Raw genomic sequence first — 25,007 nt, 5'->3', positions numbered from 1 at the left:
TCACGCATCACTCCTCACGTCTCAGAGGGAAAACCGCAAGAGAAGGATCCCCAACCCGACTTCTGATTGTTTGCAATGGTCACGAACGTCATCCCCCTCGGAACGGCCTCGGCGGTGCCGACGGACGAGCGGCACCTCTCGGCCCTGGCGGTGGAGCGGAAGGGGCAGGTGCTGCTCTTTGATTGCGGGGAGGGGACGCAGTATCGCCTGCGGGCGGCCGGGCTCAGCTGGGCGCGCATCGAGGCCATCTTCGTGACGCACCTGCACGGGGACCACTGCTACGGGCTGCCGGGCCTGCTCGCGACGATGGAGCTGCAGCAGCGGGCCGATCCGGTGACGCTCGTGCTGCCCCCCGGCGGCCCGGCCATGCTGCGGGCCGTGCCCGGGGCCACGCCGGCGCGCCTGTCCTTCCCGGTGCACGTGGTGGAGGCGGACGCTGCGGAGGCCCTCGGCGCGGTGTACGAGACCGACGAGGTTGTCGTTGAGGCCCGGCGCCTGGACCACCGCGAGGCGTTTACGATGGGCTTCCGGGTGGCGGAGCGGACGCGGCCCGGTCGGTTTGATCCCGAGCAGGCCCGAGAATTGGGGGTGCCCGAAGGGCCGGCGTTCGGGCGGCTCCAAAGCGGGCGCCCGGTGACGACCCCGGACGGCACGACGGTGCGCCCGGCACAGGTACTGGGCCCGCCGCGCCCCGGGGTCGTGGCGGCCTACGTGACCGACACCCGGCCCTGCGCCGGCGGGCGTGCCCTCGCCGAGGAGGCCGACCTGCTCTACCACGACGCCACCTTCGCGGACGACCACGCAGCGCGGGCCGACGAGACGGGGCACTCGACCGCCCGGCAGGCGGCGACGGTCGCCCGCGAGGCGGGGGCCACGCGCCTGCTTCTGGGGCACCTCAGCGCCCGCTACCCGGACCCCGCGCCGCTGGAGCGGGAGGCGCGCTCGGTCTTTCCCGCATCGGAGGTCGCCGAAGAGCTCCGCCGCTACGCGCTGGACCCCCGCGAGAAAGAGCCTGGTCCAGTGGGCCCGGCGGACGAAACGTAACACACCGGCGACCAATGCCACCTCCTCGCTCTGGTGGACGCAACACTGCGCGTGTCCTCCAAGTTGCTTGATTGTTGTCTTGCTGATCTCCTCCACCCATCCGCCTCCCTGCACTTGGCTGACGACGCGTCCGACGATCACTTCGAGCCCGAAGACACGGTCGATGAGGTCAACACCTTCGACGGGCGTCTCATCCGTCGCCTGGGCCAGTACCTGACCCCCTATGCCGGGTACATCGTCCTGGCGCTGGTCATCACGCTCGGGGCATCGTTCCTCGGCCCGCTGCGCCCGTGGCTCGTGCAGAAGGGCATCGACAACTACATCGTGGTGGGGGACCTGGAGGGCCTGCAGTACATCATCCTGTACCTGGTGCTTGCGCTGGTGGGGGAGGGCATTCTCTCCTTCGGCGAAAACTACCTCACGCAGTGGATCGGGCAGCAGGCCATCTACGACCTCCGCACCACCCTCTTCCGGCACGTCGAGGGGCAGTCCCTTGCGTACTTCGACCGGACGCCCGTCGGGCGCGTCATTACCCGCACCACCAGCGACGTGGAGGCCCTCAGCGACGCCCTCTCCTCGGGCCTCGTGTCGGTGCTGGGGGACCTGTTCAAACTGGTGTTCATCGCCTACTTCATGTTCACCCTCAACTGGATGCTGGCGGTGGTCACGCTGCTGGTGATGCCGCTGATGGTGTGGGTGACGTTCTGGTTCCGGCGCAACGTGCGGGAGCAGTACCGCGAGACGCGCAAGCAGATGGCCCGGATCAACTCCTTCATTCAGGAGCACGTGACGGGGATGCACATCGTCCAGCTCTTCAACCGGGAGGACGAAGAGGAGGACCGGTTTGAGGGCATCAACGACAAGCATCGGGCCGCCCACCTCCACACCATCTTCTACTACGCCATCTTCTGGCCGTCCATCGAGTTTATCTCGAACCTGGCCCTGGCGGCGGTGCTCTGGTTTGGCGGCTTTCGGGCCCTGGGCGGCTCGGCCCTCACGCTCGGCGTCCTCGTCGCGTTTATCCAGTACGCGCGGCAGTTCTTCCGGCCCATCCGCGACCTGTCCAACCAGTACGACACGCTGCAGAAGGCGATGGCGGGGGCCGAGCGGGTCTTCAGTCTGCTCGACACCGACGAGAGCATCGAGGCGCCCGGCGCGCCGGTTGAGCTCGACGCGGTCGAGGGGACGATCGAGTTCGAGAACGTGTGGTTTGCCTACGAGGAGGACGACACGGGAGCCCCCGACTGGGTGCTGGAGGACGTGTCGTTCCGGGTGGAGCCCGGCGAGATGGCGGCGCTGGTGGGGGCGACCGGCGCGGGCAAGTCCACGGTGATGAACCTGTTGCTGCGCTTCTACGAGATCCAGCGCGGCCAAATCCGGGTGGACGGGCACGACATCCGCGACCTGCGGCTCCGCGACCTGCGCGAGCACATCGGCCTCATCCCGCAGGACGTGTTCCTGTTCAGCGGGTCCGTGCGGCGCAACCTGACGCTCGACGACCCGAGCATCGACGAGAAGACGATGCGCCGCGCCGCCAAGACGGTGCAGGCCGATCAGCTCATCGAGCGGCTGCCGGACGGGTACGACCAGGACGTGAAGGAGCGGGGCTCGTCGCTCTCGCGCGGCCAGCGCCAGCTCCTTGCGTTCGTGCGGGCGCTCCTGTACGACCCGGACGTGATGGTGCTCGACGAGGCCACCTCCAGCGTCGATACGGAGACGGAGGCCCTCATCCAGCGGGCGCTGGAGCGGGTGACGGAAGGGCGCACCACGCTCGCCATCGCGCACCGCCTCTCCACCATCCAGGACGCGGACAAGATTCTAGTGATGCACAAGGGGGAGATCCGGGAGCGGGGCACGCACCAGGAGCTGCTGGCGGCGGACGGCCTCTACCGACGGCTGTACGACCTGCAGTACGCCGATCAGGGGGCACCGCGGGGGGACGGGGCGCGGACAGACCAGCGCGTACAGACGTAGGGCAAAGCAGAGACCGGGGAGCGGGCGAGACGGTTTGCGAAATGGCCATACGTGAGCACGTAACGATTCCGTCTCTAGATGCACCTCATTGGACGAAACCAGGTGCTTCCGGCGCCGGTCTCCTTCATCCCCGCACTGTATTCTCACGTCGCGACGGACTGCCATCGGCACCCCTGACGCAGACACCGCCATTCTGTTCTTCAGCCGCCGCCCGGAACGGGAGGGGCTGAACAAACAGCTCGTGGGGCAGGACTACGCCCAAAGTCGACGGGTGGCCGCGGCGTTTTACGACCATGCCCGACGGGCGGTGGCGGACAGCGGGCTGCCCGCGATCGAGGTGAACGGTGCGCAGCAGCGCGGGCATGATTTCGGCGCGCGCCTCGCCAACGCCGTCGCCGACGCGTTTGCGGCGGGGTACGAGCACGTCATCGCCGTGGGCAACGACTGCCCGGCCCTGCACGAGGTCGACTGGGCGGCAGTCACTGAGCAGTTGGAAGCGGGGCGACCCGTGCTCGGGCCCACGTCGGGCCACGACGGGGCCTACCTGATTGGGCTCTCCCGCGGTCAGTTTGAGCACGCGGCGTTTGCGGCGCTTCCGTGGACGACCGACAGGCTGTTTCCGGCCCTACACCGCCACCTTGCAGGCACGGCCCGTGCCGCGCCCGTCCGTCTCGCCGTGCGCGATGACGTAAACGAGCCCGCGGAGCTCCGTGCGCTGCTGCGTCGAAACCGGGCCGGCGCCCTCGCGGCGCGTCTGCGTCGGGTGCTTGGAAGCACCCACTGCACCTCTCACGTCCCGGCCCCAAGCACGACGCGTCCGGTCCTGGAGCGTCGGTCCCGGGCACCCCCCTACAGTTCTCTCTTGAGCCGCCGCTGAAGGGCCTGACGGCCCCGTCAGCCTACGGTGGCTCATTGAGGGCGGGCGTCGCTCCCGTCTGCCCATGTCTACCCAGGGCGCACTGCGGATTCCGTGCGGGAGGCGTACGCCTTTCCCGAACGGCCAATGTCCCGCCCGACTCGTGTGCCCGCGGTAGACGTTGTCTGTGCACTGTAGGTCTTTGTATCGAGCGTCGATCTATCCCATGACTCCACGCATCCCCCCTACTCGGTCTCCACAAAGCCAACGTGCGTTGTGGACGGCATGTCTGTTCCTTCTGCTTGCCGGCTTCCCCGCCCCGAATGCCCACGGCCAGGCGGCCCTGGAGGTGCACGCGTTCGACATCGACGCCAACGAGTCGGTGTCCGGCGCGGCCGTCCACCTCGTAAATGAGGGCATCGGCTTTGCGGCGACCCGCCGAACCGACGACCAGGGGACCGTGCAGTGGGGCGGCCTCTCCACGGCGGGGACCTACTCGGTGTTCATCGAAGAAAACGACCAGTTCTACGAGGCGCGCGTGTCCGACATCGAACTGCGGGCGAACGTGACCCGGAGCGTGACCCTCGTCCTCCGCCCCGTGGCCGCGTACGAGCTGGACGAGGTTGTGGTAGAGGGGGGGCGGAGCGTGGCGGACGTGAACCGGGTGAACGGGGAGGTCTCCTCCAGTCTGTCGGGGGCGTCCCTGGAGAACCTGCCGGTGGAGGGCCGCAACGTCACGCAGAGCCTCTACCGCCTGCCCAACGTCACCCCCGCAACCGGCTTCTTCGCCGAGGCGCCCAACGTGAGCATCAACGGCGCCAATGGCCTCTACACGAACTACCTCATCGACGGCATGGACAACAACGAGCAGTTCCTAGGCGGGCCCCAGTTTGACGTGCCGACGGGCGTGGTGAAGGACGTGACGGTGCTCACGAGCACCTACTCCGCCGAGTACGGCCGCACCGGGAACGGCATTTTCAACGTCACCACCGCGTCCGGCAGCAACCAGTGGGAAGGGGAGGCCTTCTACCTGACCCGGCCCGGCCAGCCGCTCGACGGGGAATTCGGCGACGACACGCCGACGCAACGCGACCTGTCGGGCAACACAGTGAAGAGCGGCTTCCAGCGCCAGCAGGGCGGCTTCGCGCTCGGCGGGCCCCTCGTGGCGGACCAGACCTTCTTCCACGTGAGTCTGGAGCACACGACTGACTTTAAGGACAATCGGCTGGACGCGCCGGGCGTGCGGGAGACCGTCGACGGGCGGAACCAGCTCACGTACGCCTCGGCCCGGGTGGACCACCGCTGGAACGACCGGTGGCGCTCTACGGCACGGCTCAACGCCAACCGCGTCCACATCGAAAACCAGGGCGGTGGGCTTACCGGGGGGGCGACCTTTGCCAGCGCGGCCAACACAGAGGAACGCGATGGGGTCCACGCGGCCCTTCAGAACACGTATGCCGGCGACAACCTCGTGTACGAGAGCAATCTCCAGTACAGCTGGTTCAACTGGGACGCCGGCAACCCGAAAAATCCGAACAGCCCGCGGGTGACGGTACAAGACGCGAGCGGCAGCAACATCGCGTTCCTCGGCCACCCGGGCTTCCAGTTCGATAGCGTGGAAAACACGTTTCAGGTGCAGCAGAAGCTCACGTACCAGCTCGGCAGTCATGCCTTGAAGGCCGGCCTCGACGTTCTTGCGTCCGACCACCGGTTGGCAGGAGGGGGCAATCCGAATGGGAACTACGTCGTGCGGCTCGACGCTGCGCAGACGGAGGCCTTCGCCAACGCGACCCTCTCTCCGTCGCTGACGCCGTCGGAGCTGCCGGGGGCGCTGGGGGTGGATCCGCAGGCGCTCAATGTCACCAACTACAGCGTGGAGCTGCGGCCTTCGACGTTCGGCCGGCGGCAAACCCTGATTGGGCTGTACGTAGAGGATCAGTTCACGCCGCTGCCCGACCTGACGGTAACCACGGGCCTGCGGTACGACTACGACAGCCTCACGGAGGGGGGCGGTGGGGCCGATGCGGCCGACTACAACAACCTCGCCCCGCGACTCAGCCTCAACTATGCACTCGACGAGCGCACCGCCCTGCGCGGCGGCTACGGCATCTTCTACGACAAGGTTGTCTACGCCGTGACCAGCGACGCGCTGGAGAGCAATTCGAACGACCCGGCGTTCAAAAACGACGTCCGCACTCTCGTCGAAAAGGGCATTCTGCCGGGGGACACCGACGTCGATGAGGTCACCTTCGACGGCACGCGGTCGGCCCAACGTGACGGTGCCGTGGGGTACCTTCAGCGCCCGTCGAACGTGACGCCGTTGAGCGGAGGACGCCGTATCCTCAACCCCAACGGCTACGAGAATCCCCAGACGCATCAGTTCTCGCTTGGCGTCCAGCGGCAGGTTGGGGACGCGTGGCTCGCGTACGTGGACCTCATCCACACTCGCTCCTACGACCTCTTCCGCATCCGCGAACTCAACGCGGCGGCCCCGTACTCCATTTCCGGGGACGCGCTGGCGGCGGCCCGGCAGGATCCGAATCGCGACCCGGCAGATTTAGTGCGGTCGGAGGAAGCGGCCGACGCGACGCGGCCCATCCCCGGCGGGCGGAGCGTCACCATGACCGAGACGGAGGGGGAGGCCCGCTACTGGGCCGCCAATTTCAACCTCGTGAAGGACCGGGGCGACGACTGGTACTCGGGGCGCCTCAGCTACACGCTCTCTCGCCTCCGCAACAACACCGGCGACATCAACTTCCGGGCGGAGACGGCCAACCAGTATGGGGATGAGTGGGGGCCCTCGGTGAACGACCGGCGGCACGTGATCAGTGCCGTCGGGACGGTCTACCCCACAGACCGGCTGCGCGTGACGCTCGCGAGCCTGCTCCAGAGCGGCCAGCCCATCAACTGGGTGCCGGACGCCTCGATTTTCGGCACGCGCGACCTAAACGGGGACGGGCGGGAGTACGGGGCCCAGTACGTCGGCAACAGCGACCGGTGGCCGGGCGCGGAGCGCAACAGTGGTCGCCTGCCGTGGTCGTACCGGTTCGATCTGAGCGTGCAGTACGGGTGGTCCATCGGCGCGGGGCGTGTGGTGGCCCGGGCCGACGTGTTCAACGTGCTCAACACGAAAAACCTGAGTGGCTTTGCCAACAATGCCACGCAGAGCAATCAGATCCAGGTGGGGCCGCCGGGGTCGGACATCGAAGAGAAAAACGCCGGGCCGCCCCGTCAATTCCAGTTCGGCCTGCGGTACGAGTTTTAGCGTTGGAGGTTACGCGTTGGGCGTTGAGGGTTTTGCGTTATAATTTTGGGCTGAGGTGGGAAATTCGGACGCAAGCTCGACGCTCATGATGTCCCTTGACAGCACCGATCCAGAACGCTCAACCCAGAACCCACAACCCAGAACCCACAACCCAGAACGCTCAACCCAGAACCCACAACCCAGAACGCTCAACCCAGAACCCTCAACTCAGAACCCTCAACCCGAAATGCCCGCCGTCGCCGCCATTCTTGGAAGTGCCTTCGCCGATGCCTTCCCGAACGAGCTTGACCTGGAGCCGAAGGCGGTGGAGACGGAGTGGGGGACGCAGACGCTCCATCGGGTCCGCGGCCTCGACCGCCCGGCCTACGTGCTGTTCCGGCACGGCCTGCCGCACCGCCTGCTGCCCAACCAGATCAACTACCGCGCCCAGGCCGCGGCGCTGCGGGCCGTGGGCTGCGGGGCGCTGCTCGTGACCAGCTCCGTGGGGGTGCTCGACCCCGACGTGCCGCTCTACCGGCCGCTCCTGGTGGACGATCTGCTCATGCCCGACAACCGCCTCCCGGACGGCAGCGCCTGCACCATGTTCACGGAGCCGTCGGAGGCGCACGGGCACCTCGTCCTCAACGACGGCCTCTTCGCGACGGGGCTCTCCGCGCAGGTGCGCGCCCTGGCGGAGGGGGCGGACGCGCCGATCGGGGACACGGTTGCGTTCGCCTACGTGCAGGGGCCCCGCTCCAAGACCGCGGCGGAGAACCGCATGTGGCCCCGACTGGGGGCCCAGGTCAATTCCATGACGTTGGGGCCCGAGGTGGTGCTGGCCAACGAGCTGGAGATCCCGTGTGCGGGGCTGGTGGTGGGGCACAAGTACTCGATTCCCGACCGCGACCCGCCGGAGCAGGAGGCGCTCTCCGCCACGCTCGACCGCTCGCGCGACGAGCAGGAACGGGTCGTGCGGGCGTTCCTGCGGGCGGCCGAGCCGGTCGACTTCCCGAATACCATCTACCGATTCGAAGAGTGACCCATGAGACGAAACTCGGAGGAGGGGCGGCACCGCGGTCCGGTCTCGGATGCGGGGCACAAGCCCATGAAGGACGCCCATGTGGTGCCGTACCTGCGGGAGCGACTGCCGGCCTTCTCGCCAACGGGGGAGCCGCGGCGGGTGCCGGGGGGCCACCTGAACGTCGTCTGGCGGGTGCCCGGAGCAGAGCGGTCGCTGATCGTCAAGTACGCGCCGCCGTACATCGCGGCCGACCCGGACACCCCGCTCGACCCGTCCCGTCTGCTGATTGAGGCGCGGTGCCTGCGCGCACTGGGACAGGGGGGGCGCCTGAACGGTCTGACCGGGGCCGCGGTGCGGCCCCCCAAGGCGATTGACCTGAACCCCGACGTGCCCGTGCTCCTCATGGAGGACATCGGCCCCGTGCCGTCGTTCGGGCGGTGGCTCCGCGAGGCGGACGCGAAGCCACTGGAAAAGAGGGCTGCCGCGCAGGGACGGCGGCTGGGGGCATTCCTGGGGCGCCTCCACGCGGCGACGTGCGACGACGACCATTGTGCGGACGCCTTCAACAACCGCCCCATGCAGAAAACCCGCCACGCGGTGCAGTACCAGGGGGTGGCCGACATGCTGCGGAAAGCGGGCGTCGGCGATGCGGACGTCCTCGGGCGACGGGCCGAGACGCTGGGGCGGAGCCTGCTGGGGCCGGGGCGCTGCCTCACGATGGGCGACCTCTGGCCGCCCTCGGTCTTGATTGGGCCCGGCACCCACCTGCGGATCATTGACTGGGAGCTGGCCCACTACGGGCGCCCGCTCCAGGACGTGGCGCACTGGCGTGCGCACCTGTGGATGCAGAGGCAACGCGCCCCGTCCGAGGCCGTCGCCCGGGCCGTTGCGGCGCACCGGGACGCGTTTCTGGGGGCCTACGGGGAGGCCCTGGGCGACACGAAGGCTTCGCTCTGGGACCCGGCGGAGCGGCGCGACGCCGCGATTCACGTCGGGGCCGAACTCCTCGTCCGGGCGGTCGGGCCGTTTCAGGCCGGCTACGTCTACGCCGGCCTCGACGTGGAGCACCCGGCGGTGCAGACCGCGGTGGCGACGGCGGCGGAGCACCTCCGTGCCCCGGCCGCCGCCGATGTGCTCGGGCGATAGCTCACCCCAGGCCCAGGTCGGGCATTGGCACCGGGTCGCCGGTCTCCGCACTCACCCACACGAGAACGGCGGTGCCAAAGGCTGCCACGCTGCCGGACCCATCGGGGCGGGCGGCGTAGTGGGTCGTGAGGCTCGACCGCCCCGGGGGCTCGGCGTACACGTCGAGGTGAAGGGTCGTAGGATGGTGCACCGGGCGCTCGAAGTCACACGACGCACGGGCCAGCACCGGGCCGCTCTCCGCGAACGTCGCCCCGTCGAGCGTGGCCTTCAGCCACTCCACGCGCGCCTCCTCGAAGTAGGAGAAGAAGCGGCTGTTGTTGACGTGGCCGACGGCGTCCATGTCGCCCCACCGGACCGCGAGGTCGGTCGTGTGCACGTGCTGGGCGCCGTCGGGAAGCGCATCCGGAACGTCGTTGGGCATTGAAGGGGAGGGCAACTGGGAAACGGCCACGGCTAGTACAGCGCCATGTCGAACGTGCGGCGGTGCTCCTGGGTGACGGGGTGCTGTTCCCCGAGCAGGGTAAAGAGGGCGATGCACGCCTTCCGCGCGCCGTCGTCGTCGTAGTCGCGGTCGGTGCGCACGACGTCAATGAACTGGTCCAGCGCCGCGTTGAAGTCCTGATCGGCGAGCGCGTCGAGGGCCGCGACGTACGTGTCCTTTGCCCCGTTCTCGGGGAGGGCGGACGGGTCCTCGGCGAGCTCCAGGAGACGGGCAACGGTCTCCACGCCGTCGCGCATCTGACGGAGGGTGGGATCGGCCACCTCGGCCTCCTGGGCCAGCACCTGGGCCCGGTTTGGGTCCTTGAACGCGAGGGCGCGCGCCATGAGCACCTGGGCCTCGTCGTGGTCGGGGTTGTCCTCCAACACGGGCCAGAGAAGGTGTTCGGCCTCCTGATGGCTGCCTGCCTCAAGGGCCTCTTTTGCCTCCTCGATCCGGCTTTTTTCTTCGCTCGGGAGGTGCTCGTCGAGCCAGTTCTCGAGCTGGGGCTTGGGCTTGACGCCGGCAAACTCGGCTTCAATGTCCCCCTCCACGAACAGCTTCACCGCCGGAATGCCGCGCACGCCGTACTCCTGGGCCGCGGACGGATGGTCGTCCACGTTCACCTTGACCAGGGCCCAGTCGTCGGTCGCTTCCGCGAGCGACTCAAGCACCGGGCTGAGCTGCTGACACGGACCGCACCACGGGGCCCAAAAGTCGACGAGGACGGGCGTGTCCGCACTCGCGTCGAGTACGTCGGTTTCGAAGTCGTTGACCTCGTAGGACATGGGAGAAAGGCGACTGTGCAGGAAAGCATGTGAAGCATTGCATTTCACGAGCAACGCCGGGAAATGCTTCCTGCCTCCACGAGAGTTTCGAACACCGAGCGCCCATAACACCCCGGATGGACATCCGTAAAGCACTCTCCCAAAATCCCGAAGCTCCGTTTTCCCAAGCAGGCCCGACCATGGCAGATCCCGTGTTTTCTCCCGGCGACGTGGACCGCATCGTAGAGCACATGAACGACGCCCACTCCGAGGACTTGATCCGGTACGCAGAGGCGTACGGGGACGTGAGGGAGGCGAAAGGGGCGCGCATGACGGGCATCGACGCGGCGGGCTTCGACCTCGAGGTGGAGCAGGAGAAGGCCACGGTGCCGGTGCGCATCGATTTCGACGCGCCTCTCGACACGGTCGACGAGGCGCGGGCTGCGCTCGTGGAGATGGCGATGGCGGCCCGGGACGCCGCGGAACGATAACGTGATCTCCCCACCGGCGTCACGTCCGAGGGGATCCTCGTGGTCGGGGACTGGTACGTTTTTGCAACCGTTGTCTTGCAGTCTCAACACACCCCGACTGCCATGTACGCACTCATCGAGCGACTCCACAATTGGTGGCAGGCCCGTCGCACCCGACGCATCACCGAAGAACGGGTGCACGAGCGGGTAGAGCGAGGGGCGGCGTACCTCGACGAGGTGGATCCAGGGTGGCATCGCCGGGTGAACGCCGAAGCGCTGGAGCTGGAGGATGGGGAACAGTGCGTGCTCGGCCAGCTGCACGGCGGGTTCCGGCTCGGCCTCGGCCGCTCGCAGGTACTGAGCCTGTCAAGCGCTCCGCGAGCGAGTCTCTCGCCGGTGGCCTACGGATTCAAGTGCGTGGAAGGAGTGTCCGAGGCGTGGCAGGCACGGGACTATGAGCTGCTGACGGCGGCCTGGCGCGAGGCCGTCCGGGCGCGGACCGTCGCGGACCACCGCGGCGACGGCCACATGGGCGCGTCCGTTCCCGAGTTGGCCGTCGGGGGAGCGGACGAGGCCGCCGAACCCGTGTCGTCGTAGCATCACGCCGAGGCCGCGGGATCCGAGGCCGCGGGATCCGGGGCGGGCCTGGCGGTCGGAGTGGGGGCCGCGTGGAAGAGGGCGTACCGCATGCCGTCGGCCAGGGCCTGCCAGCTCGCGTCGAGGATGTTCTCGGAAACCCCCACGGTGTTCCAGGTGCGCGCGCCGTCGCCGTGCTCGATGAGCACGCGGACCGTGGCGGCCGTGCCGTCCTGCGGCGTAAGCACCCGGACCTTGTAGTCGGAGAGGCGCACGCCATCGAGCGAGGGGTAGAACGAGAAAAGGCCCTCCCGCATGGCGTTTGAGAGGGCATCGACGGGCCCGGTTCCCTCCGCCACGGCCAGGGTGCGCTCGTCCTGTACGGTGAGGGCGAGGGAGGCCTCGACGGTCTGCGCCTCGTCGTCCTGCCCGCTCCAGACGCGCATCCGGTCGAGCCCAAAGAAGTCCGGCACCTCGTCCTGAAGCGTGCGCAGAAGAAGTTCAAACGAGGCCTCAGCCCCCTGAAATTCGTAGCCGAGGTGCTCCAGCTCCTTGATGCGCTCGACGGCCTGCGCGGCGGCGTTCGAGCCGAGGTCGATGCCCATCTCGTCGGCCTTGTACTGGATGTTGCTTCGGCCCGAGAGGTCGGAGACCAGTGCCCGCCGGCGATTGCCCACCGATTCCGGCGCCACGTGCTCGTAGGTGCTCGGTTCCTTCATCACGGCCGAGACGTGGACGCCGCCCTTGTGGGTGAACGCGCTGCGGCCGACGTACGGCGCGCCGTCGTCCGGGTCGAGGTTGGCCACCTCGTTGGTAAAGCGGGCGAGGTCGACCAGGTCGTCGAGCCGGTCCGGATCGACGCACTCAAAGTCCATCTTGAGTTGCAGGTCCGGAATGACCGCGCAGAGGTCGGCGTTGCCGCAGCGCTCGCCGAGGCCGTTGATGGTGCCCTGCACGTGCCGCGCCCCGGCCCGCACGGCCGCGAGGCTGTTGGCCACCGCGCACCCGCCGTCGTTGTGGGCGTGGATGCCGAGGGTGGTGTCGAAGTCTTCGTAGACCGCAGCGGTGACGTCGTAGATGTCGTGCGGCAGGGAGCCGCCGTTCGTGTCGCAGAGCACCAGCGTGTCGGCCCCGGCCTCGGCGGCGGCCCGGAGCGTCCGAAGGGCGTACGCGGGATGGTCGGCGTAGCCGTCGAAGAAGTGCTCGGCGTCGTAGATGACCCGCTTTCCGTGCTCCCGCAGAAACGCCACCGACGAGCGGATGAGGGCCAGGTTCGTCTCCAGCGACACCCCGAGCGCCTGCTCCGCGTGCAGCGTCCACGACTTGCCGAAGATGGACACCACGTCGGTGCCGTCCTCGATTAGGGCCCGCAGGTTGGCGTCCTCCGACGGGGCATGGGAGGCGTGGCGCGTGGAGCCGAACGCGCAGATCGACGTGTGCGCCCAGGTCTCCCCGCGGGCCGCCTCAAAAAAGGCCTGATCCGTGGGGTTGGAGCCGGGCCAGCCCCCCTCGATCACGTCAATCCCGAACGCATCCAGGCGACGGGCAATGCGCACCTTGTCGCGGGCCGAGAGGGTGACGTGCTCGCCCTGGGTGCCGTCGCGGAGGGTGGTGTCGAATACCTCAACCGTGTCTGCCATCGTCGTCTGCGTACGTGCGTGTGGGGGGGCGAGGAAGTGTGACCCCTCTCACTGCGTGGTTTGCCCGTCTATCACGCATCACGTTTCACGCATCACTCTTCGCTCGTCACGTGGGTTACGGCCCCATCTGCCGCCGAACCGAAGAGGGCGGCGTACTTGGCGAGAACGCCGGTCGTGTACTGGGGCTCCGGGGGCGACCGGTCCTCGAGCCGAGCTTCCAACTCGGCGTCGGAGAGGGCGACCGCCAGGCGACGCTCCGACACGTCGATGATGATCGGGTCCCCGTCCTGGATGGCGGCGATGGGCCCGCCGGCCGCGGCCTCGGGGGCGACGTGGCCGATGGAGAGGCCGCGGGTGGCCCCGGAGAAGCGCCCGTCGGTGATGAGGGCCACGTCCTCGGCGTGCCCCTGTCCGTCCCGGGCGGCGGTCACGCCGAGCATTTCGGGCATGCCCGGGGCGCCCTTGGGCCCAAGATTCCGAATGATAATGACGTCGCCAGAGTCGATCTGGCCGGCCTGCACGTAGCTCATTGCGTCTTCTTCGCTCTCGAAGACGCGGGCCGTGCCTTCGAACGTCCAGTCGTCGGCATCGGTGATCTTCAGGACGGCGCCGTCGGGGGCGAGGTTGCCGGTGAGGATGCGAATGGCCCCCTCTTCGTTCTTGGGGGCGTCGACCGGGTAGAGGTAGTCCACGTCGAGGTCCGCGATGGCGGGCGGGTCGACGCGGTCGAGGGCCTCGGCGAGGGGCTCCCCCGTCACGGTCTGGGCGTCGCCGTGCAGCAGGCCCGCATCGAGAAGCGCCTTCAGCACCACCGGCACGCCGCCGACCTCGTGTAGGTCGTTCATCACGCGGGAGCCGCCGGGCTGAAAGTCGCCGATCTTGGGCGTCCGCCGGCTGATTGCGTCGAACGCCCCGATTGAGAGATCGATGCCCGCCTCCGCCGCCATCGCGAGCAGGTGGAGCACCCCGTTCGTGGAGCCGCCCACCGCCACCTGGAGGGCAATGGCGTTCTCGAACGACTTCTTGCTGAGGAAGTCGGAGGGCCGGCGCCGTTCCTCGATCGCCTCGACGGTCCGCCGCCCGGCCGCACGGGCCACCTCCGTTCGTTCCTCCGTGACCGCCGGGGGGCTCGCGCTCCCCAGCGGCGCAAAGCCGATCGCCTCGCTGATGGAGGCCATCGTGTTGGCCGTAAACATGCCGCCGCAGGCCCCGGCCCCGGGACAGGCGTGGCGCTCCATCTCGTCGAGCTCTTCTTCCGTCATCTGGCCGGTGGCGACCGCCCCGCACGCCTCGAACACGTTTTGGATCGTGACCTCCTGCCCCCGGTGGTGGCCCGGCATGATGGACCCGCCGTAGAGGAAGACGCTCGGCAGGTCGGCCCGGATCGCCGCCATCATCATGCCCGGCATGTTCTTGTCGCAGCCGCCTAGGACGACGAGCCCGTCGAGCCGCTCGGCGAAGGCCACCAGCTCCACCGAGTCGGCGATCACCTCGCGGGAGATGAGCGAGCCCTTCATGCCCTCCGTGCCCATCGAGATCCCGTCGCTCACCGTGATGGTGCCAAACTCGATGGGCGTCCCGCCGGCCTCGGTGACGCCTTCGCGTGCGGCGTCGGCAAGGCCGTCGAGGTGCACATTGCAGGGCGTCAGGTCCGCCGCCGGGTTGGCGATGCCGATGAGGGGCTGGTCGAGGTCGGCGTCGTCGTAGCCCATCGCCCGAAACATCGCGCGGGCCGGCGCCTGGTCGAGGCCCTCGGTGACGTCTTGGCTTTGGATTTTGTTGGACTGCCCGTTTTTAGAGGTGGAAGGCATCGGTCGAGGGGGAATGTGATAAGAACATTAGTGTTGATGTGTGAAGCGTGATGCGTGAAAACGTGACGCGTGAGAGGGGGACAGCCTCACGTTTCACCCGTCACGTATCACGTTCCAGACGAATCACTCATTACTCAGCAATCAGCAAAGTCGTTCAGATACGGCAGCCGATCCGCGGTCTGCTCCACCTCGTCCATGTAGCTCCTCATCAGGGCGGTGGTGTCCCAGACGCCCTGCAGGAGCGCCTCGCGCTGCGCATCGCTGATGGTCACGTTGACGGGCTCGTCGCCGACGGTGACCGTTTCCGCCTCCACGTCGATGGTGAGTTCGAGCGCCGGGTCGGCCGTCACCTGCGCCATGATCCACGCGACGGTCTCGTGGTCCGCGGTGGCGGTGGGCAGGCCGAGGGCCTGGCAGTTGCCGGCAAAGATCTCGGCGAAGGACTCGCCGATGAGGCCGTCGATGCCCCAGCGCATGAGGGCCTGTGGGGCGTGCTCCCGCGAGGAGCCGCAGCCAAAGTTCTCGTTGACCACCAGGATGGTGGCGTTCGGGTAGCGGTTGAAGGGATGGTCGTTCAGATTGCCGTCATCGTCCCGCCGCACGTCGTAGAAGGCGTACTCGCCCATGTTGTCGAACGTCACCTCCTTGAGGAAGCGGGCGGGGACGATCTGGTCGGTGTCGATGTCGTTTCCCCGCACAGGAACGCCCGGGCCCTGAACCTGGGAAATCACTTTGTCTTTGGCGGTGCTCATGGTGAAGTTCGTGGTGCGTGACGCGTGATTCGTGAGGCTGCTGTGTTCTGACCGATGAACTTTTCCGACTGGCAGGATCGGGTTCCTCCATCGATTCGAGAGGACACCCTGTGGGACCTTGAGGTCTACCGGCTGAGTCTCTTTGCATCCGACGTGTGCTGGCAGGACATGCGGAAGATCCACGAGGAGTCGAATGCCTACTCGCTCGCGGATCAGCTGTATCGGGCCGTCGGGTCGATCAGTTCAAACATTGCGGAAGGCTACTCGCGGGGCACGGGGAAGGACCGCGCCCGGTTTTACGAGTATGCCCTCGGCTCTGCGCGGGAAAGCCGAGACTGGTACTACAAAAGTCGGTTTGTCATTGGGGAGAACGTCGTGGATCATCGTCTCGACTTCATGACGCAAATCATCCGGCTCCTGCTCGTGATGGTGCCTGATCAGCGAGGCGGAGAAATCCGAGAGCCTGATCCGAGTTATAGTGCACCGGAGTCGAATGAAACAGAGCTTCTCCAAAATATTCCCTTTTCGGATCGTGAAGAGTGAGACGTGAATCGTGAGGGAGCAGAGTGTCTCAGTTTTCACGCATCACTCCTCACGCACCACTCCTCACGCATCACGTTTCACGTATCAATCGTCGAACGTCGGTGACTTCCCCTTCTATTGCAGCAGCCACCACCATCGCCGGGCTCATCAAGACCGTCCGCCCGTCCTTGCTCCCCTGGCGGCCGATGAAGTTGCGGTTCGACGACGACGCGCACAGCTCGCGGCCCTCCAGCTGGTCCTGGTTCATGCCGAGGCACATCGAGCACCCGGCGCCGCGCCAGTCGAATCCGGCCTCGCGGAAGGTGTCGGCCAGGCCCTCGTCCTCCGCCTGCTGCTTCACGCCCTGCGAGCCGGGGACGACCACCGCCCGCACGTCGTCGGCCACCGGGCGGTCCAGTTTTTGGAGGAGCGACGCCGCCTCGCGGAGGTCGGTGATGCGCGCATTGGTGCAGGAGCCGAGGAACGCCACGTCCACGTTCACCCCCTCCATCGTGCGGCCGGGCCGCAGGTCCATGTGGTCGAGGGCCTTCTCGGCCGTGGCCCGGTCGCCGGACTCCATGGTGGCCGGATCGGGGATCGGCGCCGAGATGCCGAGGGCCTGGCCCGGCGTAATGCCCCACGTCACCATCGGCTCGATGGCCGAGCCGTCGAACGTCACGGTGTCGTCGTAGGTGGCGTCCGGATCGGACTGAATCTGCTGCCAGCAGTCGACGGCCCGCTCCCAGGCCGCCCCGCTCGGGGCGTGCGGCCGGTCCTTCATGTACTCGAAGGTCGTGAGGTCGGGGTTGACGTAGCCCGCGCGGGCCCCGCCCTCCACGCTCATGTTGCAGATCGACATGCGGCCCTCCATGCTGAGGTCCTCGATGGCGGGCCCGCCGTACTCGTAGACGTACCCGATGCCGCCCTCCACGCCCAGCTCGCCGATGATCGTGAGGATGATGTCTTTCGCGTAGACCCCCTCGCCGAGCGCGCCGTCCACCTGAATCCGACGCACGTCCTGCTTCTCCATCGCGATGCACTGGGTCGCCAGCACGTCGCGGATCTGGCTCGTGCCGATGCCGAACCCGAGGGTGCCGAAGGCCCCGTGTGTGCTCGTGTGCGAGTCGCCGCAGACGATGGTCATCCCGGGCTGGGTGAGCCCCTGCTCCGGCCCCACGACGTGCACAATGCCCTGCGCGCCGGAGCTGGGGTCGAAGAACGTGATGTCGTACGCCTCGGTGTTCCTCTCCAGCACCTGCAGCATCGTCTCGGCCTGCTCGTCGCCGAAGGGGCGCTCCAGGTCGGCGGTGGGGATGATGTGGTCGGTGGTGGCGAAGGTGCGGTCGGGGAAGGCCACGTCCAGGTCGCGCTCCTCCAACATCCCGAACGCCTGCGGGCTCGTCACCTCGTGGATTAGGTGCAGGCCCACGAACAGCTGGGTCTCGCCGGTGGGCAGCTCGCGGACGGCATGGCGGTTCCAGACCTTGTCGTAGAGGGTGCCGGTTGACATCGAAGGGGATGGGTGAATTCGAAAGCGGACGCTGATAGTCGGGACGACGTGATGCGTGAAATGTGAAACGCGTGCGGGAGGGACAGCCTCACGCATCACGCGTCACGTTTCATTCGAACGCAGTCATAATGCCGCTCTGTACGAATTCGACGGACTCGGCGTGCTCCTGGGCGGCGACGAGGCGGTTCAGGGCGTCGACGTACGCCTCGGCGGAGGCCCGAATGACGTCCGTGTTGCGGGCCGTGCCGGCGAACTGATTCTCGCCGTAGCGGATGGTGACCTCCACCTCGCCCTGCGCGTCGGCGCCCTCGCTGATGGAGCGGATCGAGTAGTCGACCAGCGCATGGGGGGCGTCCACGGCGTGATCGAGGGCGCGGTAGAGGGCGTCCACGGGGCCCTCGCCCGTGGCCTGCTCCTCGCGCACGGAGCCGTCGTCGCGCTGGAGGCGCACCGAGACCTGCGAGTCCTCGTCCGTGGTGATCTGCACGGAGAGGTGATCGAGCCGGTAGGCGGGCGTGCCGCCGTTGGGGGCGGCGCCGTTGTCGGGAAGGCCCGTCGCCGCCGCGACCGCGTCGTCGCCGAAGTCGTTCATCATCTGCTCGAGGTCTTCCTCAAACACCTCCTTCTTGCGGTCGGCCAGGTCGAGAAACCGATCGTAGAGTGCGTCGCGGTGGCCCTCGGGGACCGCGTACCCCATGGCCTCCAGGCGGTTGAAGAGGCCGTGGCGGCCGGAGTGGCGGCCCAGACGGATCTGCTCGGCGTCCTGGCCCACGTCCGCGGCGGACATGATTTCGTAGGTCGTTCGCTCCTGGAGCACACCGTGCTGATGAATGCCGGCCTCGTGGCTGAACGCGTTGCTGCCCACGATCGCCTTGTTGGGCTGCACCGGGAAGCCGGTGGCCGCCGAGACCGTCTGGCTGGTCGGCGTCAGGTGCTCGGTGTTGACAGTCGTCTCCACGTCGAACTGGTCCGAGCGGACCGTCAGGGCCATCACGATTTCCTCCAGGGCCGCGTTGCCGGCCCGCTCGCCGATGCCGTTGATCGTGCACTCGACCTGCCGGGCGCCCGCCCGGATGCCCGCCAGCGTGTTGGCCGTGGCGAGGCCGAGGTCGTCGTGGCAGTGGGTGGAGAGCGTCACCGCGTCCGGCTCCGGAAGACAGTCGACCACCGACGCAAGCAGATCGGTGTACTCCGAGGGAGCGCAGTAGCCGGTCGTGTCCGGGATGTTGATGGTCGTTGCCCCAGCCTCGGCGGCCGCCTGCACGATCTCGCAGAGAAAGGCCGGGTCGGTGCGCCCGGCGTCCTCGGCGCTGAACTCAACGTTGTCGGTGTAGGTGAGGGCCTGTTCGATGGCGCGCACGGCCCGCTGGATGATGGCCTCGCGCGTCTCAGCCATTGTGTCCCCAAGTTTGTCAAATTTGGCCTCGATGTGGACGTCGCTCGTGGCGATGAAAGTGTGGAGGCGCGTGTCGCCCCCGTCGGCCAGGGCCTCGCCGGCGGCGTCGATGTCATCTTCTTTCGTGCGGGCGAGGGCACAGGTTACGGGCCCGTCCACCTCCGCCGCGATGCGGGCCACCGCCTCGGTCTGGGCGGGCGACGAGATGGGGAACCCGGCCTCAATCACGTCCACATTCAGGCCCGCGAGCTTATGGGCAATGTGGACCTTTTCGGGGACGGTCATGGAGGCGCCCGGCGCCTGCTCGCCGTCGCGCAGGGTCGTGTCGAAAATCGTGATGGAGTCGCTCATCGGTTGGGTCGCGTGCTGAATGTGGGGCGTCGGAAGGCAGTTTGGGAGTCAGAAGGGCGCCCGGACGCCGCGTTGGTCGTCGCGTCCGGACGCTCGATAAGGCGCAGGGTCATCCGACCGCGGGCCCCGAGGGGCGGGCCGTGGACGGAGGGAGCGAACGTCATGGCGTCGGAGCGCTTTTGGGAGCGGAATCGGCGGCGCGGGTGGCGACTTCGCGCCCAAACGTAGACGTCGACACGGTTTCCTCGTCGCTCGCTGCGAGATCGGCGGTGCGGAAGCCGGCGTCCAGGGCCGCGTCGACGCCGTGCCGGATCGCGTCGGCGGCCGCCGTTTCGCCGACTGCGTCGAGCAGGAGGGCGGCGCTCAGAATGGCCGCGGTGGGGTTCGCAACGTCCTGCCCGGCAATGTCGGGCGCGCTGCCGTGGACCGGTTCGAAGAGCCCCACCGCGCCCCCGACGCTCGCGGAGGGGAGAAGGCCCAGCGAGCCGGGGAGGGCCGCCGCGAGGTCCGAGAGAATGTCGCCGAAGAGGTTGCCGGTGAGCACCACGTCAAACTGCCGCGGGTCGCGGACGACCTGCATCGCGGCGTTGTCGACGTACAGGTGGCGGAGCTCTAGGTCGGGATAGTGCTCCTCGCGGATTCGGGGCACGACCTCGCGCCACAGCTCCGACACCTCCAGCACGTTCGCCTTGTCGACGGAGGTCACGTGCCCGTCGCGTCGCTGCGCCCGCTGGAAGGCGACGTGGGCGATGCGTTCGATTTCGGCCTCTGAGTACACCATTGTGCTGCGGGCGCCGTCGTCGGTGCGGCCCTCGGGGGTACCGAAGTAGATGCCGCCGGTCAGTTCGCGGACGAACAGAATGTCGGTGCCGCCCACACGGTCGGGGCGGAGGGGCGAGGCGCCGGCCCGTGCCTCCGGCACACGGACCGGGCGCAGGTTGGCGTAGACGCCGAGCGCCCTGCGCAGGGCCAGAAGTCCGCTTTCTGGACGCTTGTCGCCCGTGTTGTCGTTCCATTTCGGCCCGCCCACCGCGCCGAGCAGGACGGCGTCACTCTCCAGGCAGGCCTCGCGGGTGGAAGTGGGAAACGGCCGTCCGGTCTCGTCGAGTGCCGCGCCCCCGATCCGGTGCTCGGTGGCGGTCACGGAAAATCCATGGGCCGAGCCCACCGCGTCGAGCACGCGGAGCGCCTCCCGCGTTACCTCCGGGCCGATGCCGTCGCCGGGAAGCCAGGCAATGTCGTGCGATCGTGTGTTATCCATGCCAACCGGTGAGCGTCCGGGTTTGCGTTGCGTTGAGGACGTGCGGTGGTAGAACTCTGGCGCCGTTTCGGGCGGTCAGTTCGACGGGGTGGGGGCCTGCTCGGCCGCGTCGGGGACGCTCTCGTCGTCCGACGCCTCGTCGCCGTCCAGCCAGGGCATCATGCCGCGCAGCGTCCGGCCGACCTGCTCGATCGGGTGCTCCGTCAGGGCCGCGCGTTCGTCTTGGAGCCGCGGGGTGCCCTGCTCGTACTCCTCGATCCACTCGTCGGCAAAGTCGCCGGACTGCACCTCCTCGAGAATCTTCTGCATTTGCTCGCGCACGGCGTCGTCGATCACGCGGGGGCCGCGCGTGTGGCCCCCGTACTCGGCGGTATCGCTCACCGAGTGGTTCATGTACTCGAGGCCGCCCTCGTAGTAGAGGTCCACGATCAGCTTCAGCTCGTGGAGGCACTCAAAGTAGGCCAGCTCTTCGGGGTAGCCCGCGTCGACGAGCGTTTCAAAGCCCGCCTGGATGAGGGCCTGCGAGCCGCCGCAGAGCACGGCCTGCTCGCCGAACAGGTCGGTTTCGGTCTCGTCCTTGAAGGTCGTCTCGATGACGCCCGCGTGGGTGCCGCCAATCGCGTCGGCGTAGCTGAGGGCGAGGGCCATTGCGCCGCCGGAGGCATCCTGGTCGACCGCCGCCAGGCACGGCACGCCGCTGCCGTCCGTATAGGTACGGCGGACAAGGTGGCCGGGCGACTTGGGCGCCACCATGAAGACGTCGACCGCCTCGGGCGGCTCGATGCGGTCGTAGTGGATGTTGAAGCCGTGGCCGAAGCCGAGGGCCGTGCCGGGCGTCATGTGCTCCGCAATCTTCGCCTCGTAGACGTCCTTCTGGTGCTGGTCGGGGATGAGGAGCATCACCACGTCGCCCCACGCGGCCGCCTCGCCGACATCCATCGCCGGGAGGCCCTGCCGCTCGGCCTTCGGGCGGGAGGAGGAGCCGGGGCGCAGGCCCACGGCCACGTCGACGCCGCTGTCGTGCAGGTTGAGCGCATGGGCGTGGCCCTGGCTGCCGTAGCCGATGACGGCGACCTGCTTGTCGTGGATGAGAGCCGGATCCGCGTCGTAGTGTACGTCCATTATTGAGTTGAGGGTTGGGGGTTGAGCGTTGGGTGTTCTGGAAGGCAGGCGGTAAGAGACTACTTGTTGTCCGGGGTCGAGCCGTTGGCGGAGGGATCAGCGTCGGCGGAGGCGAGGGGATTGGGCGCCTCGTACTCCAGGGCGCGGTGCATCGCGACCTGCCCGCTGCGGGCGACCTCTTCAATCCCGTGCTCCTCCATCATGCCGATGAAGGCCGTGACCTTCTTCGTCGGGCCGGTGACCTCCAGCACCATCGTCTCCGGCGTCACGTTGACGACGCGCCCGCGGAAGATGTCCTTGATGTCCAGGATTTCCGGGCGCGTCTCGTCGGTGTACCGCACCTTGAGCAGGCAGAGCTCCCGCTCCACGTGCTCCGCGTCGGTCAGGTCGGTGACGTCGTAGGTGTTGACGAGGTTGTCGAGCTGGCGCGTAATCTGGGCCACGATGCGGTCGTTGCCCACCGTGACGAGCGTGAGGCGGGCGACGGCGGGCTCGTTGGTCTCGCCCACGGCGACGCTCTCCAGGTTGAAGCCGCGGGCCGAGAAGAGATTCGTGACGCGATTGAGCGCGCCGATCGTGTTTTCGAGCGTGACGGCCAGGATGTGCCGGTGCTCCTGGTCGGTCTCGTCTTCCTCTTCCGGCAGGAGGGGCTCGCCAAACTTGCGCTTCCGGCGGATCTGTTGGCGGGTCAGCGTGTCTTCGTCGGACATACGATCAATTCTGTTGATGCGGAGAAATATTCTGGGGAGGGGGGCAGGAGGCGTGATGCGTGAAACGTGATGCGTGATGAGGGGTAGCCTCACGTCTTCACGCATCACTCGTCACTTATCCGCCATCTTCTCCTTGTCGAACATCTCCGTGAGCATGTCGTCGCTGGCGGCGCCGGCGGGCACCATGGGGAAGACCATCTCCTCCTTTGGCACCTGGAATTCCATCACGACGGGCCGGTCGTCCACGGTCCAGGCCTCGTCGATCACGTCGCCCACCTCGTCGGGCGAACGGGCCCGCAGGCCGACGCAGTGGTGCGCCTCCGCGAGCGTCACGAAGTCGGGGTTCGTGGGTTTGAGGTCCGTGTGGCTGAAGCGGTCCTCGTGGAAGAGGGACTGCCACTGCCGCACCATGCCGAGGTAGTTGTTGTTGATCACGGCGATCTTGAGGGGCAGGCCGTGCCGGGCCGCCACGCTCAGCTCCTGCGCGTTCATCACGAAGCCGCCGTCGCCACTCACGCAGACGACGTCGAGGTCGCGTCCCTCGCGCATCCCGAAGGCCGCGCCCATCGCCGCCGGCAGGCCGAAGCCCATGGTGCCGAGGCCGCCGGAGCTGACGTGCGAGCGGGTCCGGCCGAACTTGTAGTACTGGCAGACCCACATCTGATGCTGTCCCACGTCCGTCACCATCACCGCGTCGCCCTGCGTCTTCTCGTAGAGCGCCTCCACGACGGACTCCGGCGCGATCACGTCGTCCTCCTCCGGCTCGTCGTACTCGTAGGGCGGACACTCGCCCCGCCATTCGTCAATCTGACTGAGCCAGTCCGACGTGTCCTTCGGCTCTACCTTGGGGAGCAGCTGCTGCAGGACCGCCTGCGCGTCGCCGATGAGCGCGCAGTCGGCGTACACGTTTTTGGAGATGCACGACGGGTCGATGTCGACGTGGATGATTTTGGCGTTCGGCGTCCATTCGTCCACGTCGCCGGTGACGCGGTCGTCGAAGCGGGCGCCGACGGCCATGATGAGGTCGGCGTTCTGCACGGCCATGTTCGTGTGGTAGAAGCCGTGCATGCCGAGCCAGCCGAGCGCGAGGTCGTCCGTCTCGGGGAAGGCGCCCAGGCCGTGCAGGGTGGTGGTGACCGGGAGGTTGGCCGCGCGGGCGAGCTCCGTGAGCACCTCCGGCGCGTCGGCGTTGATCGTCCCGCCCCCCACGTACAGGAGCGGCTTCTCGGCCTCCTCAATCATCTTGGCCGCGCGGTCCACCTGCGTCGGCGCGGCGGCGCCGGGCACGGAGTACCCGTCCAGCCCCGGCGCCTCCGGATACGCGAACGGCGCCTCGTCCATCTGTACGTCCTTCGGAAGGTCCACCACGACGGGGCCCGGACGGCCCGTGCGGGCGATGTGGTAGGCCTGCTTCACCGTCGAGGCCAGATTATTCACGTCCCGCACCAGGAAGTTGTGCTTCGTGATGCTGCGGGTGACGCCCGTCGTGTCGGTCTCCTGAAAGCTGTCGTTGCCGATCAGGTGGGTGGACACCTGGCCGGTGAACACGACGATGGGGACCGAGTCGAGATACGCGTCCGCGATGCCCGTCACGGTGTTGGTGGCCCCGGGCCCGCTCGTGGCGAGCATGGTGCCCACCCGCCCGGTGGCCTTCGCGTAGCCCTCGGCGGCGTGGGTGCCACCCTGCTCGTGCCGGACGAGGACGTGGTCGTACGACGGCTGGATGCGCTCCATCGCGTCGTAGATCTTGATGACGGCCCCGCCCGGATGGCCGAAGACGCGGTCCACGCCTTCTTCCTCGAGGGCACGGACGAAAATTTCGGAGCCCTTCAGAATGGGCGCGTCCGACGCGCCGTTTGAGGGGGGAGCGGCTGCATCGGAAGACGGCATGGTGTCGGTCGGCATCGGTCGGTCCGGGTCGGCCTAGTGTCGGAGAAACGTCGCGGGGAGGGACGGCGCGCGCGACCCCCTTCTCCCTCGCACACGCCCCGATGCCGTGTAGGCCGCCGAGACGCTAGACGGGTACACGGCGGGCCCGACGGAGGCACACAGGCGGAATGCGATGACGCTGGACAAGGGCACAGGCATCGGGGCGTGGGGGCTGAGGGGCCAATCCCCTCGGCGCCGCACGATACCTGATGTCATCGCTGGGAAGGGATTGGCGGTCGGTTGTTAGTCCGCAAGAATCGCAATAAGAAGAAGGACGCGCACCGAACGCCGAAGCACGGTCGGCACGCGTCCCGTCACGGAAATCCCTTCGTGCATGATCGAACGACCCACGGAGGCCCGGTCTCCCTGAACAGAGGGAGGGCCCAGACCAAATCCCAAGAGGATGGAGTGCGAGGAAGACATCATC

At 67.8% G+C, this 25,007-nt stretch carries 20 protein-coding genes; 9 read left to right on the top strand and 11 right to left on the bottom strand.

Going from position 1 to position 25,007, the window contains the following annotated elements; all coding sequences use genetic code 11:
• The first annotated feature begins 75 nt into the window (after positions 1 to 75).
• The 6 genes from rnz to OJA40_RS04375 all read left to right on the top strand — a co-directional run bounded on the left by rnz (position 76) and on the right by OJA40_RS04375 (position 9,285).
• Complete coding sequence (gene rnz / locus OJA40_RS04400) at positions 76 to 1,044, top strand: ribonuclease Z (RefSeq protein WP_208425456.1); 969 nt, start codon at positions 76 to 78, stop codon at positions 1,042 to 1,044.
• A gap of 108 nt (positions 1,045 to 1,152) precedes the next feature.
• Entirely contained in the window at positions 1,153 to 3,018 is a 1,866-nt protein-coding gene (locus tag OJA40_RS04395) for an ABC transporter ATP-binding protein (RefSeq protein ID WP_423816500.1), read from the top strand.
• A 241-nt stretch (positions 3,019 to 3,259) separates the two neighbouring features.
• On the top strand, positions 3,260 to 3,895 hold the full coding sequence (locus OJA40_RS04390; RefSeq protein ID WP_208425471.1) for a DUF2064 domain-containing protein: 636 nt from the start codon (positions 3,260 to 3,262) through the stop codon (positions 3,893 to 3,895).
• Positions 3,896 to 4,100: 205 nt separating this feature from the next.
• Positions 4,101 to 7,139 carry a TonB-dependent receptor gene (locus OJA40_RS04385; RefSeq protein WP_263810016.1) on the top strand — a complete coding sequence of 1,013 codons (3,039 nt, stop codon included), beginning with the start codon at positions 4,101 to 4,103 and terminating at the stop codon, positions 7,137 to 7,139.
• A 226-nt stretch (positions 7,140 to 7,365) separates the two neighbouring features.
• The gene (locus OJA40_RS04380; protein ID WP_263810015.1) at positions 7,366 to 8,157 is read left to right on the top strand and encodes a phosphorylase family protein; all 792 of its coding nucleotides are present in this window, start codon (positions 7,366 to 7,368) and stop codon (positions 8,155 to 8,157) included.
• 3 nt (positions 8,158 to 8,160) lie between these two features.
• Positions 8,161 to 9,285 (top strand): phosphotransferase family protein, encoded by a 1,125-nt coding sequence (locus OJA40_RS04375; protein ID WP_263810014.1) that lies wholly within the window; start codon positions 8,161 to 8,163, stop codon positions 9,283 to 9,285.
• Position 9,286: 1 nt separating this feature from the next.
• Here OJA40_RS04375 and OJA40_RS04370 read toward each other — a convergent pair whose 3' ends face one another.
• Positions 9,287 to 9,706 carry an acyl-CoA thioesterase gene (locus tag OJA40_RS04370; protein WP_263810013.1) on the bottom strand — a complete coding sequence of 140 codons (420 nt, stop codon included), beginning with the start codon at positions 9,704 to 9,706 and terminating at the stop codon, positions 9,287 to 9,289.
• A 32-nt stretch (positions 9,707 to 9,738) separates the two neighbouring features.
• Positions 9,739 to 10,551: a tetratricopeptide repeat protein gene (locus OJA40_RS04365; protein ID WP_263810012.1), complete on the bottom strand. Its 813-nt coding sequence runs from the start codon at positions 10,549 to 10,551 to the stop codon at positions 9,739 to 9,741.
• 179 nt (positions 10,552 to 10,730) lie between these two features.
• On the opposite strand from OJA40_RS04365, the gene OJA40_RS04360 reads away from it, so the two are divergent.
• Both OJA40_RS04360 and OJA40_RS04355 read left to right on the top strand, forming a co-directional pair.
• Entirely contained in the window at positions 10,731 to 11,021 is a 291-nt protein-coding gene (locus OJA40_RS04360) for a DUF2470 domain-containing protein (protein ID WP_263791049.1), read from the top strand.
• Positions 11,022 to 11,123: 102 nt separating this feature from the next.
• Positions 11,124 to 11,597: a hypothetical protein gene (locus OJA40_RS04355; protein ID WP_263810011.1), complete on the top strand. Its 474-nt coding sequence runs from the start codon at positions 11,124 to 11,126 to the stop codon at positions 11,595 to 11,597.
• A gap of 2 nt (positions 11,598 to 11,599) precedes the next feature.
• Here OJA40_RS04355 and cimA read toward each other — a convergent pair whose 3' ends face one another.
• The 3 genes from cimA to leuD all read right to left on the bottom strand — a co-directional run bounded on the left by cimA (position 11,600) and on the right by leuD (position 15,779).
• On the bottom strand, positions 11,600 to 13,216 hold the full coding sequence (cimA, locus tag OJA40_RS04350) for a citramalate synthase (protein WP_263810010.1): 1,617 nt from the start codon (positions 13,214 to 13,216) through the stop codon (positions 11,600 to 11,602).
• 92 nt (positions 13,217 to 13,308) lie between these two features.
• Positions 13,309 to 15,027, bottom strand: coding sequence for a dihydroxy-acid dehydratase (ilvD, locus tag OJA40_RS04345; RefSeq protein WP_263810009.1), 1,719 nt, complete (start codon positions 15,025 to 15,027; stop codon positions 13,309 to 13,311).
• A 134-nt stretch (positions 15,028 to 15,161) separates the two neighbouring features.
• Positions 15,162 to 15,779: a 3-isopropylmalate dehydratase small subunit gene (gene leuD, locus OJA40_RS04340; RefSeq protein WP_208425447.1), complete on the bottom strand. Its 618-nt coding sequence runs from the start codon at positions 15,777 to 15,779 to the stop codon at positions 15,162 to 15,164.
• A 54-nt stretch (positions 15,780 to 15,833) separates the two neighbouring features.
• Between leuD and OJA40_RS04335 the strand changes: the two genes are divergently transcribed.
• Positions 15,834 to 16,322, top strand: a complete 489-nt coding sequence (locus OJA40_RS04335) for a four helix bundle protein (protein WP_208425446.1) — start codon at positions 15,834 to 15,836, stop codon at positions 16,320 to 16,322.
• A 70-nt stretch (positions 16,323 to 16,392) separates the two neighbouring features.
• Here OJA40_RS04335 and leuC read toward each other — a convergent pair whose 3' ends face one another.
• The 6 genes from leuC to ilvB form a co-directional block, all read right to left on the bottom strand.
• The gene (gene leuC / locus OJA40_RS04330) at positions 16,393 to 17,811 is read right to left on the bottom strand and encodes a 3-isopropylmalate dehydratase large subunit (RefSeq protein ID WP_263810008.1); all 1,419 of its coding nucleotides are present in this window, start codon (positions 17,809 to 17,811) and stop codon (positions 16,393 to 16,395) included.
• A gap of 109 nt (positions 17,812 to 17,920) precedes the next feature.
• Positions 17,921 to 19,558: a 2-isopropylmalate synthase gene (locus OJA40_RS04325; RefSeq protein WP_263810007.1), complete on the bottom strand. Its 1,638-nt coding sequence runs from the start codon at positions 19,556 to 19,558 to the stop codon at positions 17,921 to 17,923.
• Between the two features lie 160 nt (positions 19,559 to 19,718).
• Positions 19,719 to 20,819, bottom strand: a complete 1,101-nt coding sequence (gene leuB / locus OJA40_RS04320; RefSeq protein WP_263810006.1) for a 3-isopropylmalate dehydrogenase — start codon at positions 20,817 to 20,819, stop codon at positions 19,719 to 19,721.
• Positions 20,820 to 20,894: 75 nt separating this feature from the next.
• On the bottom strand, positions 20,895 to 21,941 hold the full coding sequence (gene ilvC / locus OJA40_RS04315; protein ID WP_263810005.1) for a ketol-acid reductoisomerase: 1,047 nt from the start codon (positions 21,939 to 21,941) through the stop codon (positions 20,895 to 20,897).
• 59 nt (positions 21,942 to 22,000) lie between these two features.
• A complete protein-coding gene (gene ilvN, locus OJA40_RS04310; RefSeq protein WP_263810004.1) occupies positions 22,001 to 22,651 on the bottom strand; it encodes an acetolactate synthase small subunit in 651 nt (216 codons plus the stop codon).
• A 111-nt stretch (positions 22,652 to 22,762) separates the two neighbouring features.
• Positions 22,763 to 24,556: a biosynthetic-type acetolactate synthase large subunit gene (ilvB, locus tag OJA40_RS04305; RefSeq protein ID WP_263840218.1), complete on the bottom strand. Its 1,794-nt coding sequence runs from the start codon at positions 24,554 to 24,556 to the stop codon at positions 22,763 to 22,765.
• Positions 24,557 to 25,007: the final 451 nt, after the last annotated feature.

Source organism: Salinibacter pepae (genome assembly GCF_947077775.1).
Classification (GTDB): Bacteria; Bacteroidota; Rhodothermia; order Rhodothermales; family Salinibacteraceae; genus Salinibacter; species Salinibacter pepae.
This window is presented reverse-complemented; position numbering and strand designations above follow the sequence as displayed.